The sequence below is a fragment of the Alteromonas halophila genome (assembly GCF_014651815.1).
Classification (GTDB): domain Bacteria; phylum Pseudomonadota; class Gammaproteobacteria; order Enterobacterales; family Alteromonadaceae; genus Alteromonas; species Alteromonas halophila.
The window spans coordinates 362,367-378,766 of record NZ_BMXP01000002.1; the positions used below are offsets into that span (position 1 = coordinate 362,367).

The 16,400-nt window shown below is 51.9% G+C and carries 13 protein-coding genes; 8 read left to right on the plus strand and 5 right to left on the minus strand.

Features of this window, described 5'->3' with window-relative positions; genetic code table 11:
- Nucleotides 1-310: 310 nt before the first annotated feature.
- Nucleotides 311-1,708, plus strand: coding sequence for a PhoH family protein (locus IE054_RS05685; protein WP_189404221.1), 1,398 nt, complete (start codon nt 311-313; stop codon nt 1,706-1,708).
- A gap of 96 nt (nt 1,709-1,804) precedes the next feature.
- Here the strand turns inward: IE054_RS05685 and IE054_RS05690 are convergent, their stop codons facing one another.
- The 3 genes from IE054_RS05690 to IE054_RS05700 all read right to left on the minus strand — a co-directional run bounded on the left by IE054_RS05690 (nt 1,805) and on the right by IE054_RS05700 (nt 6,108).
- The gene (locus IE054_RS05690; RefSeq protein WP_189404223.1) at nt 1,805-2,752 is read right to left on the minus strand and encodes a hypothetical protein; all 948 of its coding nucleotides are present in this window, start codon (nt 2,750-2,752) and stop codon (nt 1,805-1,807) included.
- 136 nt (nt 2,753-2,888) lie between these two features.
- Complete coding sequence (gene cysG, locus IE054_RS05695) at nt 2,889-4,283, minus strand: siroheme synthase CysG (RefSeq protein ID WP_189404759.1); 1,395 nt, start codon at nt 4,281-4,283, stop codon at nt 2,889-2,891.
- A 112-nt stretch (nt 4,284-4,395) separates the two neighbouring features.
- A complete protein-coding gene (locus IE054_RS05700; RefSeq protein WP_189404225.1) occupies nt 4,396-6,108 on the minus strand; it encodes a DEAD/DEAH box helicase in 1,713 nt (570 codons plus the stop codon).
- Nucleotides 6,109-6,321: 213 nt separating this feature from the next.
- Between IE054_RS05700 and prsT the strand changes: the two genes are divergently transcribed.
- The gene (prsT, locus tag IE054_RS05705) at nt 6,322-9,087 is read left to right on the plus strand and encodes an XrtA/PEP-CTERM system TPR-repeat protein PrsT (RefSeq protein WP_189404228.1); all 2,766 of its coding nucleotides are present in this window, start codon (nt 6,322-6,324) and stop codon (nt 9,085-9,087) included.
- A 27-nt stretch (nt 9,088-9,114) separates the two neighbouring features.
- On the opposite strand, the gene IE054_RS05710 is transcribed toward prsT, so the two are convergent.
- Nucleotides 9,115-9,936 carry an ion transporter gene (locus IE054_RS05710; protein WP_189404230.1) on the minus strand — a complete coding sequence of 274 codons (822 nt, stop codon included), beginning with the start codon at nt 9,934-9,936 and terminating at the stop codon, nt 9,115-9,117.
- 93 nt (nt 9,937-10,029) lie between these two features.
- Between IE054_RS05710 and IE054_RS05715 the strand changes: the two genes are divergently transcribed.
- A complete protein-coding gene (locus IE054_RS05715) occupies nt 10,030-10,179 on the plus strand; it encodes a hypothetical protein (RefSeq protein ID WP_189404231.1) in 150 nt (49 codons plus the stop codon).
- A 101-nt stretch (nt 10,180-10,280) separates the two neighbouring features.
- Here IE054_RS05715 and tolC read toward each other — a convergent pair whose 3' ends face one another.
- A complete protein-coding gene (tolC, locus tag IE054_RS05720; RefSeq protein WP_189404233.1) occupies nt 10,281-11,672 on the minus strand; it encodes an outer membrane channel protein TolC in 1,392 nt (463 codons plus the stop codon).
- A gap of 270 nt (nt 11,673-11,942) precedes the next feature.
- On the opposite strand from tolC, the gene nudF reads away from it, so the two are divergent.
- From nudF to parE, 5 genes are all read left to right on the plus strand, one after another.
- The gene (gene nudF, locus IE054_RS05725; protein ID WP_189404234.1) at nt 11,943-12,569 is read left to right on the plus strand and encodes an ADP-ribose diphosphatase; all 627 of its coding nucleotides are present in this window, start codon (nt 11,943-11,945) and stop codon (nt 12,567-12,569) included.
- Entirely contained in the window at nt 12,566-13,006 is a 441-nt protein-coding gene (locus IE054_RS05730) for a DUF1249 domain-containing protein (RefSeq protein ID WP_229805016.1), read from the plus strand. The genes nudF and IE054_RS05730 overlap by 4 nt, the downstream gene beginning before the upstream one ends.
- The gene (locus IE054_RS05735; protein ID WP_189404236.1) at nt 13,003-13,737 is read left to right on the plus strand and encodes a metallophosphoesterase; all 735 of its coding nucleotides are present in this window, start codon (nt 13,003-13,005) and stop codon (nt 13,735-13,737) included. The genes IE054_RS05730 and IE054_RS05735 overlap by 4 nt, the downstream gene beginning before the upstream one ends.
- The gene (locus IE054_RS05740; protein ID WP_189404237.1) at nt 13,734-14,348 is read left to right on the plus strand and encodes a YqiA/YcfP family alpha/beta fold hydrolase; all 615 of its coding nucleotides are present in this window, start codon (nt 13,734-13,736) and stop codon (nt 14,346-14,348) included. The genes IE054_RS05735 and IE054_RS05740 overlap by 4 nt, the downstream gene beginning before the upstream one ends.
- A 128-nt stretch (nt 14,349-14,476) precedes the next feature.
- Nucleotides 14,477-16,372 (plus strand): DNA topoisomerase IV subunit B, encoded by a 1,896-nt coding sequence (parE, locus tag IE054_RS05745; protein ID WP_189404239.1) that lies wholly within the window; start codon nt 14,477-14,479, stop codon nt 16,370-16,372.
- Nucleotides 16,373-16,400: the final 28 nt, after the last annotated feature.

Consider the following 16,400-nt stretch of genomic DNA (forward strand, 5'->3'; position numbering starts at 1 on the left):
GCTGCCTGAGGCACCGTGCTTAATACCAGGCACAACGTCTCCGGCAGCGCCTTGTTGAGTGTAGCACAGCAGAGAACCCTGGGGTCTGCGCATCTGACTCAGCCTGGCGATACGAAAAATTTTTAACAGAAAAACAGTGCTAAACCTCATAAACTGAATTAAGGTGAAGTTACGAGCTGCAAAAAACAGTTCGTCATGTCGATGCGATACCGTGTAGTGGTCGGTTCGGCTGATTCCTACACCTTCGCGAGACGCCTGACTGCGCGTCAGCTGAACTGACGGGCCCTGGTTTTGTTTACTGGAGCGAAGGATGCCACGAAAAAAATCCACCGAAACCAAGATCTACGTCCTGGACACCAACATCCTGCTACACGAACCCCACGCTTTCCTTTCATTCAAAGAACACGACGTTGTTATTCCTATGACGGTGTTAGAAGAGCTGGATTACATCAAAGACAGTAAGAAAGATGTGGCGCGTGATGCACGGGTATCGATTCGGGCGATGGAAGACCTGCTGCACAATGCCACACCGGAAGATATGCTTGCGGGCGTGTCACTTTCCGGAATTGGCGCCGGAGACACAGCGCCCACCGGCTCCCTGTCAATTTTTTCTGATCTGACCATGATGGACGCGCAGCAGGTGTTTACCAGTGACGAAAATGATAATCGCATTATCAATGTGGCACTGCATCTGCAAAAAACCTATATGCCACAGCAGGTCGTACTGGTCACCAAAGACCTGAATATGCGCCTCAAAGCGAAGGGAGCGGGTCTGGCGCATGTCGAGGATTACCGCACCGACCAGCTCATCAGTGATATTAAATATCTGTCAAAAGGCTATCACCGCTTTGAAGGCAATTTCTGGGAGCAGGTTAAGGATGTCGACAGTCGTACCGAAGGGCGCGACACAGTGCACACAATTCCCCGCAGTATGCTGTCAGAAGCTTACATAAATGAGTTTTTGCTGGACGAGACCAATCATTTTGCCGGGCTGGTGGAGTCGATGACGGACGATTCCATGGAGGTACTCGACTTAGGATACGAACGGCTAATGGGCCGGCATGCCTGGGGGATCACACCGAAAAATATCGGACAGGCGATGGCACTGCACGCGTTGCTCGACCCGCATATCGATCTGGTGATACTGACCGGTCCGGCGGGCAGCGGTAAAACCCTGCTGGCGCTGGCCGCCGCTCTTGAGATGGTGGTAGAGCGCAATATGTATGACAAGATCCTGGTCACCCGCTCTACGCCGGAAATCGCTGAGTCGATTGGCTTTTTGCCTGGCACCGAAGAAGAAAAAATGTTGCCCTGGCTGGCGGCGATTACCGACTCTCTGGAAGTGCTGCATAAGCATGACGAGAATGTGAAAGGTTCAATGAGTTACATCATGGAAAAAGCCAACATTCAGTATAAGTCAGTGAATTTTATGCGCGGTCGCAGTATACAGAACTCCATTGTCATTCTGGATGAGTCGCAAAACCTTACCGCGTCACAGCTAAAAACCATTATCACCCGCTGCGGTGAAGGCACCAAGCTGATTGTGGGCGGAAACCTGGCGCAGATAGACAGCAACTACCTGAGCGCAGTCACCTCCGGCCTGACGTACCTGGTTGAGAAGTTTAAAGACTTTTCAGGCAGCGCAACGATTAACCTTGATGGGGTAGTGCGTTCGCGTCTGGCTGATTTCGCAGAGCGTCACCTGTAAGCATTGCTGCCGGCCCGCGGGCCGGCAGGTATCAAAGTAGGAGAGCCATTTTCGGCGCCCTGCCTGGAATTTCTTCATTAACTTTGGGGCCCGCAACTAGTTAATCACTTCGGTGGTATATAACCCCGACGCCAGCTCCCGTTTGGTGGCTGAGGAAACCTGGCCAAACGGCATCAATGCCGGGCCGGTGGGGTCGAACACCACATAGCGGGTATTGCCCTGTGTGATGAGGGTTTCACCACTTAGTGGGGTCAGCGCAATGCCGAGCACGGCATGCTCGCGCAGCAGCACCAGCAGCATTGGCGTATCGGGCAGAAAGGCACGCGTAGCGGCCGCGGTCAGTACGGCTTTACTGTCACAGTCGCCTTTATTTTGGGTCAGCAGCGTCAGCGGCGGAGAAAAACCGGCACCGTTGCTTTGTGCCCGGTTTTCCAGTTCATCATAAGGTATAGACTGTACCCAGCTTAGCAACAGATTCAGGTACTGGCGCGCATCTGACTGCGCATCGACTTTTTCGTAAAAGGCCTGTGCCAGGGGGATGAGTGGCTCAATACTTTCCTGTATATAACGCAGGTGGTCGGGTTTTACAGCCTGTTGCCGGTATGGCGTGGTGAATCGGGCAAAGTAGTGTTCATGCAGGTAGGCAGTGAAGGCGTCTTCCTGTGCCTGTCGCAACTGTGTTTGTACGTCCTGTTGCAGCGACGCGTTGCGGGCCCGGATATTGAGCAGGATATCCTCACCGCGCGGTGTGATTTTAATGCGAGCCGTACGCGGGTCAATACGCTGAGCTGCCTCCATCATTTTCACCCATACGTAGCGCTGCGCGATGGCTTTACGGTAATTGGGCTGAATGGTAGGTAACTGTTGCAGACGCTCAACAGGCAGGGCAAAACGCACGTTCTCCGCATTATTACTGAAATCATGCCACTGGTAGCGAAACAGGTGGCTGTTCCCGTCACGGCTGTAAGAGAACTGCTGTTGCTGCGACCAGGCCGGTGCACTCAGCAATATGGCAGTGAATAAACAACAAAAGAATTGGCGCATTACATATCCATAGATTCCCTCTCTACAGTATGTGCCAATGCGGCAAAAAGGCAACAGCGATTGGCGCAGGGCGGATTATCCGTTCAGCGCCACGTTCTGGGAAGCGGCGAAGCGTGTGCTGCGCACACGCATTGTGTTATGAGCCGTTAAACCAGTTTAGCTGGCGGTGCAGTGAAACCACGGAGCCGACAATAATAAGGGCTGGCGGTGTCACCGTGGGCAGGTCCGGATGCGTCGGCATAGTCGACAGCGTGGCGGTCAGCACCTGCTGTTGCTCAGTGGTGGCTGACTGCACCAGCGCAATCGGGGTCGTTGCGTCCAGACCATGGGTAATCAGTTGCTCGCAGATCTGAGCCAGCCCAGTAAGCCCCATATAAATGACCAGCGTCTGATTACGCTGAGCAAGTGCGGGCCAGTCAAGATCGACCGTATCATCTTTAAGATGACCGGTAGCGAAAATCACTGACTGAGCATGATCGCGATGGGTAAGCGGGATCCCCGCATAACTGGAGGCACCGCTGGCGGCCGTAATACCAGGCACTACCTGAAAGTCGATACCTTCGCCAAGCAGTGTCTGAATTTCCTCACCGCCGCGGCCGAATATAAATGGGTCTCCTCCTTTGAGGCGGACCACACGCTGACCATTTTTAGCGTGCTCTACCAGCAATGAATTAATATCCTGCTGCGGTAAGGTGTGATTACTGCGCGCTTTGCCGACATAAATTTTTTCTGCATCGCGGCGCACCAGCTCAAGAATTTGCGGCGACACCAGACGGTCGTAAATGACTACATCGGCTTTTTGCATCAGACGCAGCGCCCGAAACGTTAACAGGTCAGGATCGCCAGGCCCGGCGCCGACCAGATAAACCTGGCCGGGGCTGCGTGTTTTGTCCTGGTCAGCAGCCTGTGCAAGGGCGGCATCGAAGGCGCTGACAGCTTTATCATCCTGGCCTTTCTCCACCATTTCAGCGATATCGCCGTCAAGCACATCTTCCCAGAAGTTTCGCCGTGCCGTTACGCCAGACAATGTCGCTTTTACCCGCTCCCGAAAACGTTCGGAAAATGCCCCCAGGCGGCTTAAATTAGCAGGCAGCAGGGATTCCAGTTTTTGTCGCATATAACGCAACAGAACAGGCGCAACCCCGCCGCTGCTCATAGCAATTACCAGCGGGGAGCGGTCAACAATAGACGGCGTAATAAACTGGCACAATGGCGTATTGTCGACCACGTTAACCAGTACTTTGTGCTGCCGGGCAAGATCGTGCACATGCTGATTAACCGCCGGCTTATCGGTAGCTACAAATACCAGCGTGTGACCGGTCAGATCCTCATCTTCAAATTCACGTTCGAGCAAGGTGATGTTGGGACTTGCCGCCAGGCGTTTAATGGTGTCACACACCCAGGGCGCGACGACGGTGATATGCGCCTGCGTTTTAAGCAAAAGTTCCAGCTTGCGTGCGGCAACTTCTCCGGCCCCAACCACCAGACAATGCATGTCCTGACTGTCGATAAAAAGCGGAAAGTATTTCACCATTCACTCCGGGCGCAGATAAAAAGAATGGCGCCATTGTGCGCCATTTCTTATGAATTAGAAAAAACAATTTTAGAATTGTTATTCCTATTTGTTATTTAAAGCCGTGGCATTAATTTGGCTTGCGCTTTTTCGAATCGCGACGCTTCGGCGGTGTGTCTGACCACTCGCGGATCCCCAGACGCTGACCGGCAACCCGGGCTTTAGTCAGCACATCACGGGTTTCCGGTGGCATACCTTCAGGCAAATCCACGGTGCTGAAATTATCATAAATTTCAATGGCCCCGATGTGTTTGGAGCTGATATTTGCTTCATTGGCGATAGCGCCAACAATATTACCGGGTTTGGCACCATGGGCATGACCAACATCGATGCGGTAACGCTGCATACCGGCCTCAGGTTTACTTTTGCCTTTAGCAGCTTTCGGGCGACGTTCCTTACCATCGCGGCGCGGCTTATCGCGGCTGTCCCGTGGCGGTTTGCTGTGCAAATCAGGCCGGTCGCTCTCTTTAAGCAGTAGGGGCTCATCACCCTGTGCCAGTTTAAGCAGCGCTGCCATCAGTGTTTCCGGTGCGACCTCGTTTTCTTCTTTGAGCTGCTCAACGACCGGCATCAGCGACTCCAGTGACGCATCACTGACAGCCTCAGAGACGGCCTGTTTAAAGCGGTTCAGACGGGTTTCGTTGAGCTGCGTGATCGACGGGATCGGCATAGCTTCGATCGGTTGCTTAGTGGTTTTCTCAATTGAGAACAGCAGCCGTTTTTCACGGTGTGAAATCAGCAGAATAGCTTCACCACTGCGCCCGGCACGCCCGGTACGACCAATCCGGTGCACGTACGATTCACTGTCATACGGAATATCAAAGTTGATCACGTGACTGACGCGCTCAACATCAAGACCACGGGCAACCACATCTGTCGCTACCAGAATGTCGATCTTACCCTGCTTGAGTTTATCAACCGTGCGCTCTCGGCCCTGTTGCGGAATGTCACCGTTCAACGGCTCAACATCAAAGCCCCGCGCGGCGAGTTTATCCGACAGCTCTACGGTGGCCGTCTTAGTACGCACGAAGATGATCATGCCATCAAAGGCTTCAACTTCCATTATGCGAGTCAGTGCCTCAAGCTTGTGATGCGGCGCAACCTGGCAGTAGCGCTGACGGATAGTACTGGCGGTGCTGACTTTTGACGCAATTTTCACCTGCTTGGGTGACTTCAGGTAGCGCTCAGTAATTTTCTTGATCGGGCCTGGCATGGTCGCCGAGAAAAGTGCAGTCTGACGCTCTGTCGGAGCATGACTTAAAATGGTTTCGACATCGTCAATAAACCCCATACGCAGCATTTCGTCAGCTTCATCTAACACCAGAAACTTCAGTGCGCTTAAATCCAGCGTTTTGCGTTTAATATGGTCAATTACCCGTCCCGGGGTACCTACCACAACCTGAACGCCCCGTTTGAGCTGCCGTATCTGATTGTCATAAGCCTGCCCGCCATAAATTGGCAGTACTTTGATTTTCTTGCTAAAACTTGCATATACCTGAAAGGCTTCTGCAACCTGAATGGCCAGCTCACGGGTTGGTGCGAGGACCAGCAGCTGGGGCAGCTTTGCCTCAGCATCGATGTTGGCCAGCATAGGCAGTGCGAAAGCTGCTGTTTTACCGGTCCCGGTTTGTGCGGTGCCCAGCAGGTCGTGCCCGGCCAATAGCAGTGGGATACTTTCAGCCTGAATTGGCGAAGGTTTCTCGTAGCCAACCTTTTCCAACGCCTGTAGTATAGGTTGTGGAAGGTTGAGATCGTTAAATGTCAAATCGACAGTGGTGGTCATTCAGGGTCCTGATGCGTGGGCGGGCGCGGCATACTTAGTGCAACCATGCTTAGTACTACATAGTCACGGGTTGTGAGCACTTACATTGTGCCGGCTGAATTGCAAAACCCGTATTATACGGGATTTCATCGCTGGTTGCCATGATAATTATGGGCCTGCGTTAACGATCCTGCGTTCAACGACAACAACAAGAAACCGGGAGATTATACGGACATGTTACACCCCAGAATGTTGAAAAAAATAACCAGCCTTATGTGTGTCATCGTGCTTGCTGCTACCACAGGCTGCAGCGAAAAATCGGTGGATACGTATCTGGAGGAAGCCCGGGCAAAAGCCCAGCAGGGCGATGTTAAAGCGGCCGTGATCGAATATAAGAATGCCATCAAGCGCGACCCTGAGGCTCCGTTGCCACGCTTTGAACTGGGTAAGCTGTACCTTGAAAATAAAGATTTTGCGAGTGCCGAGAAAGAATTATCAAAAGCCCGTGAGCTGGGGTATTCGGCATCTCAGGTACTGCCATTACTGGCCCAGTCTTACCAGCAGACTGGTGCAGAAAACGCGTTGGCCGATGTGGATCATACCACGCAGGGAATGAGCAGTGCCGAGCGTGCTGAGGTCGGATTTTATAAAGTCCAGGCATTACTGGAGCTGGAAAAAGAAGAAGAAGCCCTGGCACTGATCGAAGAGTTAAAAGCGCTGGATACGACATCCGTATATAAAGGGTTGCTTAGTGTTTTTGAAGATGCGGTAAACGAGAATATGGAGGCCGCGCGGGATCGTGCACTGGCACTTTATGAGCAGGCTCCCCTCAATAAGGATGTACTCGTTCAGCTTGCCCGTCTGCACCTTGCCAATGACGATATGGACAAGGCAACGGCAACTTACAAGGAATATGTACAGGCGTTTCCGGACGATCTCCCCCGCCAGTTTACTCTGGTGGCATTGCTGATAGAGCAGCGGAAGCTGGATGATGCTGAACCATATGTCGATGATCTCTTAGCGGCCAGTGAAAATCACCCAATTCTGAATCAGTACAAAGGCCTCATAGCAGCCTCGCAGGGCAACTATGAACTTGCGCTGTCACGGTTTGAGACGGCAGTTCAGAATGGCAATGCGGATCCGGTGGTACGGTTGGTTGCCGGCTATGCGGCATACCAGTTGCAAAACTTTGCAGGGGCGAAAAAGCACTTGTCGATGATCGCCAGTAACCTGCCCGACAATCATCCTGGACTACGCATGCTCGCACACAGTTTATTGCAGCAGGGTGACAGTGAAGATGCCTACGAAGTGATGTCGCGCTTTGAAGGTAATCTGGAGAATGATGTTGCGCTGTTTTCCAGTGCCAGTCTGCAATTATTGCGTGAGGGCAACGTGGTAGATGCCAGAGCACTGGTAGATAAAACTGCGCCTCTGTCTGACTCGCCACAGGAGCTGGCGAAACTTGGCGTTTTGCAGTTGTCTTTAAACGATGTCAGTGGACTGGTTAATCTGGAAGCGGCAGTAGAGGGCGCACCGGACTCGGTAGCAGCACAAAGCGCACTGATTCGCGCCTATCTGATGGCAGGCGATACCGCCAAAGCGCGTGATGCGGCCCAAACCTGGCGTACGAAAGCGCCGGACAGTATCGAGCCGTTACTGGCGCTGGCTAATATTGCTATTGACGCTGGCCAGACAGAGCAGGCTGAAAGCTATATCAGTGAAGCCATTCAGTCAGAACAGGATGCACCGCAACTGACATATACCCAGGTGCGACTGGCGATTGCTACTGACAGCCGAAAAGAAGCAGCGACCTTACTGACGCAACGACTTGATGCGGCACCAGACGATGTGACGGCGCTGGCCATGCTGTATGCGCTGAAGCGTGAAGACGGAAACACGGCATCGGTGATTAGCCGCGCACAACAACAACTGGCCCAGTCAGATGATTTACGTTTGCGTTTATTGCTGGCCCGTATGCAGATGGCCGAGCAGAAACCGAAGCAGGCGCTGACACTGCTAAAAGATATTGAGGCTAGCAAAGACAAACCGCTGTTGTTCTGGCAACTGAAAGGCCAGTTGCTCATTGCACTGAACGACGTGGACGCGGCAAGTGCCCACTATCGCCAGTGGCTGGATTATTATCCACAAAATGAAAATGCCGTCAGCGGTATGGTGCTTATCCTGGATGCGCAGCGTCGTTACCAGGATGCGCTGATGTTTGTTGAAAAAGCCCTGGCCAAGCAGCCAAATCCGCAATTGCTTATCCTTAAAGCCTATTTTCATACCATGCTCAATGAAACGCAGGCGGCCTGGGATATTATCAAGCCACTGTCACAAGAGGCGCAGTCGCTGCCATTTGTGCGTGGCATTCGCGCCCGGCTGCTGGTTAAGGACGGCCAGCCAAAAGCGGCTATTCCCCATGCGCTTGCCGCCTATGAAAGCCGCAGTAACCCAATGAATGCGGTACTTGTCACCGCAGCTTACGAACTCTCTGAGCGCCCTCAGGACGCCTTCGCTTTTCTTGAGCAACATGTAGACGGGCATCCTGACGATACCCGCGCCGCCATGCTGCTGGCAGAGCGCATGATCGCGCGGGATAAGGACGAAGCCATGAGCACCTATGAAACCATCCTGCAAAAGACGCCGGAGAATTTCGTAGTGCTGAATAATCTGGCGTATCTGTATTTTGAGAAAGGCGAGACTGATCGCGCAGCAACACTGGCCCAGCGTGCGGTTGAGCTTCGTCCTGAGAACGCCGATGCGGTGGACACGCTGGCTCAGATTCGCCTTGCTCAGGGACGTGATAAAGATGCACTGGCGTTATACAAAACCATTTCAGGTAAAGACATTGCCAACGAAGAAGTGTACTTAAACCATGTTGAGTTGTTGCTGAAGACCGGTAATACGGCGCTGGCTAAACGTCGGCTGGAGGAGCGCAAGTTTACCTTGCCGGCATCACAGCAGCGGGCCAGAGCACTGTCAGAGCGCTATTCGCTGTAAGCAGGGGCTCAGCACTAAAACGGGGCATCATGCCCCGTTTTGCCTGTCAGAAGGCGGCGTCTTAAGACGCGACTCAAGCTCATTAAGCTTGGCCATAATATCACCCAAAGACGGCTCCTGACTGGTATCATCGGCTTCCCGCCGCGCTTTCTCATTTTCCTGCTCCATCACATTCACAACAATGCCGATCACCATATTCAAAAACGCAAACGCGGTAAAAAAGATAAATGTCAGATAGTACATCCAGCTAAGCGGGTAGACCGCCATGGTTTCGTACATAACATCTGTCCAGTCTTCGAAGGTCATCACCCGGAACAGGGTCAGTAGCGAGATGGTGATATCACCCCATAGCTCCGGGTTAATGGCCTCAAACAGGGTACTGCCAATTGCCGCGTAAATATAAAAAATGATGAACATCAGCAGCATGACATAGCCTAGCTGAGGAAGCGCCTTGACCAGCGATACCAGTAAAATCCGCAATTCGGGAATAATGGAGATCATACGCAGGACCCTGAATACCCGCACCAGTCGCGCAATCAGTGCAAGATCGGTATTTTCAGCTGGGATCAGGCTGACAACGACAATCAGGGTGTCAAATACATTCCAGAAACTTTTAAAAAAGTGTCGTTTGCGTTTTTCCCCTAAAAAGCGAATGGTGATTTCAGTGAGAAAGAATGCACTGATAAACCAGTCCATCAGCAAGGTGACAGAGCCAAATCCGGCGGGTAGCTCATAGGTTTTGGCGCCAACCAGCAAGGCGGAGGCAACAATTACGCTGACAACAAATATTTCGAACCATTTATTGGCACGAATTTTTTCAAACTTGGTTTGGAGCTCTGTGGCTTGCATTACGATTATTTCACTAAGTCTCAGATAAAGGACGGTTGTAGTTCGGGCAAAAATCAGACTACACTGGCCTTACTAATAAAAAAGAGGTTTATCATGGAAGACGAACTTGGCAAATTGCAAGGAAAACTGGCGCGGGTCGCGAACGCGCTTCACCATTTTGTCCCGTCAAGTGCACATGCGCGGCAACTTCGTAACGACATGCGTGAGTTGCTGTCTATGTTAGAAGCCAGGAAACGACAGTAGTCATAGCGGACTTTCCGCGTTCTGTTCGCCTTCAGTACAAAAAATAAAAACAGCCTGGCGAGACCAGGCTGATTTCATTATTTACGACACAGGGTACTGATTTAGTTATCAGTATTGTCCTGTGTCGTACCGGCGTTATCCCGGGCAGCAGTAAGGCCCCGGTTAACCATGGCAACATCTTCGCCGCTAAGCGTACCGGCCGCCTGTTTAAGCGCAACAACTGCCTGAATAAAGTCATAGCGTGCGCCTGCCAGATTGCGACGCGCGTCGAACAGGTTGCGGGTACTGTCCAGCACATCCACAATGGTTCGGGTACCAACGTCAAATCCCGCTTCGGTCGCCTTCAGTGCACTTTGCGCTGAGACCACGGCCTGCTCTAGTGCGCGAATACTGGAAATTGAGGCTTTCACGTCATTGTAAGAGCTGCGAACGGACTGTACGGTCTGGCGATAGGTCTGCTCAGCCTGCTGACTTGCAGCGACATACTGATACTGGGCCTGATCGGTTTGTGAGGATACGCGCAGCCCCTGAAAGATAGGAACATTCAGGGTGACACCGATAGATTCATTATCCAGATAGGGCGTTTCGTTGTTAAACAGAATTGACGATGTATCTGTTTTTGTGCGGCCTTTAGAGGCACTCAGGTTCAGCGTAGGGTAGTGACCTGAACGCGCAGCAGAAATGTCTTCTTTGGCAATGTCCATAGCCAGGCGATCTACCAGCAACGCCAGGTTTTGATCCTGCGCCATTTCAAGCCATGACTCGACACGCTCTGGTGCCGGCTGAGTGGCAGAGAATTTGTCAGTGTCCAGAGAATATAGCTGGTCATGGTATTTGCCGGTGATTACCCGCAGCGTTTCCAGAGCAAACTCAAGATCATTTTCTGACTGAATTTCCTGAGCAACGGTGCGGTCGAAATTCGCCTGGGCTTCATGCACATCAGTAATCGCCGTCAGGCCCACTTCAAAACGCTGACGGGTTTGTTCTAACTGACGTTCAATGGCCCGTTTTTCAGAACGGACAAACTCCAGGCTGTCACGTGCCCGTAACACATCAAAATAAGCGGTTACGGTGCGTACTATAAGTTCCTGCATGCTGGCGGCATACTGGGCATCGCTTTGCTCAGCCACTTTTTCTGCGCGATCCAGTCCGACCCAGTTGGCATAGTCAAACAGCGACATATCCAGCGAGATCCCGTAGCGGCTGGTTGTGGTATCTGACTCAAACTGAATAATTTCAATTTCCTGAGAGCTACCAAAGGTTTGCTGACGTTCGGAGGTGGATTCTTCGTAGCTGACGCTGCCCGATATCTGAGGTAGCAGGTTTGCCCGGCTGACACCGATGCCTTCATAAGCAGCGTCGCGCTGTGCTTTGGCCTGATTGACCTGAGGATCATTCGCCAGCGCCCGCTGATAAACCTGCATCAGGTCGTCTGCAAAAGCTGATGTGGACACGCTAATTCCAATGATCAGCGACAGTAGTGTTCGTTTCATGCTTGCGCCTTTTACTTTATAAGGTGTTCGTCCTGAGGACTGTCATGACGTTAAGTGTATGAAAAATAATTAGTCAACCGGTAGCACACTCTGGTAACAGTCCGTGTTTAACTGTAACAGAATATGTTTCTGCTGCGGGTTTTCTGTATCTCAGTACGCTGTATCTCGTCGAGTATGAACACATTGCAACCAGGCAACCAAATCGTGTACACATACTGACGCAGCTTATACCATGGATGATAATCGTAATTAACCTCAATGTGGCTGTTAATGAGCAAGAAAAAACCTGCTTTTACCTCAAATGACGTAGAAATTCTGAATATCGAGCCGGTATATGACGGATTCTTTACCATGCAGCGCTATCAGTTCAGGCACAAACTGTTCGATGGTGGGTGGAGTGACACCGTGACCCGGGAGATTTTCGAACGCGGCCATGCGGTGGCCGTATTGCCCTACGATCCGGTTACCGAAGAGTTTGTGCTTATTGAACAGATAAGAATAGGGGCACTTGCTACCGCTTCAACCCCCTGGCTGATAGAAATTGTTGCGGGTATTATCGATGAGGGTGAAACGGCTGCCTCGGTCTGTCATCGTGAAGCCATGGAAGAAGCAGGAATAACCCTTGAAAATCTGACCAAGGCCTTAAGTTATCTGTCGAGTCCCGGCGGCACCAGCGAACGACTGCATATCTTTGTTGCGCAAACCGATGCCAGTGCTGCCGGCGGTATTCACGGGCTGGATAATGAGTCCGAAGATATTCTGGTGCACCGCGTTGCCGAACACCAGGCGCTTGAATGGCTCGAAAGCGGTCATATTGACAACGCAGCAAGCGTAATTGCGCTACAATGGTTTTTCTTGCACAAAACATCCTTACTGGAGAAATGGCGGACACCGTGACGTACTCAAAACGAAAATACGTGCCTGACTTGCCCAAGCTGCAGGCGCTGTGCGAACTCAATTACACGCAGTTTCTTCAGATCCTTCCTGACTGCGACGCTGAGCATTTATCTTACGCCTTTTCAGTGAGTGCTCACTTACGCTATGTGGTTCAAATCACTGAGGCAGCGCCCTATACAACGACGGTTTCAATTGAGCAGCAGGCGCCCGATACGCCCACTTTTCTTAAACCAAAAATGACGGTTCGACTGTATCATGATGCAAGGATGGCAGAAGTCCTGAGCAGTCAGAATACCGGGGCACTCAATGCCTCGTATCCGTACCCGAATCAGCGGATGCGACAGCGTAATGAAAAGTTCCTGGTCAACCTGTTTCTGGCTGAATGGCTGGACTTTTGTCTTAAACAACAACCCAAAGCAGTGTCCGAGGTGCAATGAAATTAATTCAGATTAGCGATTGTCATCTGTTTGATGACACCGAAAAAACCGGTAACGGTGATATTAATCCCTACCATACCTTGTCACGTGTACTGGACGATGTGATGCAGCAGGGCTGTGATGCGGTGATTGTCACCGGTGACATCAGTGAGGACGATAGTCATGCCAGCTATAGTCACTTTATGCTGATGATGGAAGAAAAGCTTGGTGAACTGCCGTGGAAAATGATCCCAGGCAACCATGATAACAACGACCATTTTGAGGAACTGTCTCAACGGCACCTGGTTGCTGGCGATCCCTGGGACCTGGAGAAGTGGTGCCTGCACGGCCTGGATTCGCGGACATCCACATCGCAAGGCAATGTTGACCAGAAGCAACTGGCGGCGACAGAGTCGGCACTGGCGCAGTACACGTCAAAATACCATTTGCTGTGCCTGCACCACCATCTTATTGATACCAATAGCTGGATGGAAAAGCACAATATGACCAACGCCGAGGACGTTCTGGACTGGATAACGGACCAGCCGCAACTCGAACATGTGATTCACGGCCATATTCATTCGCCTGTAGAGTCTGACTATCAGGGTAATAAGATTTACGCAGCACCGGCCACATGCTGGCAATACGCGTTGTCAGAGGAATTTGCGCTGGCGGATGAAGCGCCAGGTTACCGTATTATTGAACTTCTGGATGACGGCACCTTTACAACGTCTGTGAGGCGGATTTCGTGACGGAGATACTGTACCTGCATGGTTTTCTGAGTTCTGAGTTGTCTGTAAAAGCCGTTGCCACGCAGCAGTTTTTCGCGTCGCATTATCCACACGTCAATCTGCAGGTGCCGCGCCTGACCAATTACCCGTCTCAGGTGCAGGATCAGCTGGAAACGCTGATCGCGGCCAGACCCGCACTGACAGATGGCGGGTTGCGCGTTATTGGCAGCTCCATGGGTGGGTTCCTGGCAACGTATCTTGTCGAAAAGTACGGTGGCCGGGCCGTGCTGATTAATCCGGCCGTACGCCCTTACGCGCTGTTGCAGGATTATTTAGGCCAGCACCAGAATCCCTACACCAGGCAGGACTTTGAGCTGGTCGCATCAGACATCGAGGCGCTGGTTGCGCTGGATACTCCGGCGGTCAGGCAGCCCAGTCATTACCGCGTTTTGTTGCAAACCGGTGATGAAACACTCGATTACCGGGAAGCACAGAATAAGTATGCTGGCAGCAGTTTGGTTATCGAACAGGGCGGCGATCATAGTTTTACCTCCTATACCTCGCACCTGCCTGAAATTGCTGACTTTTTGCTAGCCCGAGACGCAGTGATTGCCGCGCCTGAGAACCCCTGATACCATCATCTGTAGAATAGGAAAGGTGCGGGCTTCACAACACCTGTGTTATACCGGTTTCCTTACTTTCTGTAGAGCCTTATGCATTCCTGCATCGGGCGATGTCATCGAGTACACAAATAACGCTTATGTCGACACAATATAATTCCGATGCAATTGAAGTTCTCAACGGACTGGAGCCTGTTCAGCGCCGTCCCGGCATGTATACCGATACGGTCAGACCTAATCACCTCGGGCAGGAAGTCATTGATAACAGTGTGGATGAGGCGCTTGCTGGCCATGCTTCAACCATCAAAGTGGTGCTGCACCAGGACCAGTCGCTGGAAGTAACGGACGACGGACGGGGGATGCCCGTTGATATTCACCCGGAAGAGAATATGTCCGGCGTCGAACTGATTATGAGCAAGCTGCATGCGGGCGGCAAGTTCTCAAACAAAAACTATGCGTTTTCCGGCGGTTTGCACGGGGTCGGTATTTCGGTAGTCAACGCGCTGTCTACGCGGGTGGAAGTGACCATCCGCCGCGGTGGCAATGTGTACCAGATCGTCTTTGCCAATGGCGATAAAATTGAAGAGTTGCAGGTCATTGATACCTGTGGTCAGCGAAACACCGGCACGCGTGTTCACTTCTGGCCGGATCCGCAATACTTTGATTCGGCGAAGTTCTCGGTAAGCCGTCTGAAGCACAACTTACGCGCCAAAGCGGTATTGTGCCCGGGGCTTAAAATTCGCTTCGATGATAAAATTTCCGGTGAAACTGAACAATGGCACTACGAAGACGGGTTGCAGGACTATCTGCATCAGGCGGTTAAAGACTACGAGACGTTGCCGCAGGATGTGCCGTTTGTGGGCAACTTCAGTGGTAATACCGAAGCCGCTGACTGGGCGGTAATGTGGTTGCCGGAAGGCGGTGAGATGATCACTGAAAGCTACGTGAATCTGATTCCCACGGCACTTGGCGGGACCCATGTGAATGGCCTGCGACAGGGGCTGCTGGAGTCGATGCGTGAATTTTGTGAGTTCAGAAACCTGTTACCACGTGGCGTAAAACTGACCCCGGATGATATCTGGGATCGCTGCGCGTACATCCTGTCTACCAAAATGCAGGATCCCCAGTTTGCCGGTCAGACCAAAGAGCGACTGTCCTCGCGGCAGGCATCCGCCTTTGTCTCAGGTGTGGTCAAAGACGCCTTCAGTCTGTGGCTGAATCAGCATACCGATATCGCAGAAGCGCTGGCTGAGATGTGTATCAGCAATGCACAGCGCCGGCTCAGACAAAATAAAAAGGTAGCGCGTAAAAAAGTCACTCAGGGGCCGGCCCTGCCCGGCAAGCTTACCGATTGCGCCTCGCAGGACACCGCCATGTCTGAACTGTTTCTGGTTGAAGGTGATTCGGCCGGCGGCTCAGCCAAACAGGCCCGGGATCGTGAATATCAGGCCATCATGCCACTGCGCGGAAAAATCCTGAATAGCTGGGAGGTCGACAGTTCGCAGGTACTTGGCTCACAGGAAATCCATGATATTTCTGTGGCACTGGGCATTGATCCCGACTCTGACGACTTAGGCGGACTTCGCTATGGCAAAATTTGTATTCTTGCCGATGCGGACTCTGACGGTTTGCATATCGCGACGTTACTGTGCGCGCTGTTTGTCCGGCATTTTCGTGCGCTGGTTGCAAATGGCCATGTGTATGTGGCCATGCCACCTTTATTCAGAATCGATGTAGGTAAAGAAGTGTTTTACGCCCTTGACGAGGGTGAAAAGCAGGGGATCCTGGATCGTATCGAAGCCGAGAAAAAACGCGGCAAAGTCAACGTCCAGCGTTTTAAAGGTCTGGGAGAGATGAACCCCATGCAACTGCGTGAAACCACGATGGACCCTAACACCCGTCGACTGGTCAGGCTAACCATTGATGATGCGCAGGATATGCTGGAAATCATGGATATGCTGCTCGCTAAGAAACGGGCCGGTGATCGAAAGACCTGGCTTGAAAGCAAGGGGAATCTGGCAGAAGTTGTTCAGTAAACGCACTGCCAGCGCCCAACAAGATGAC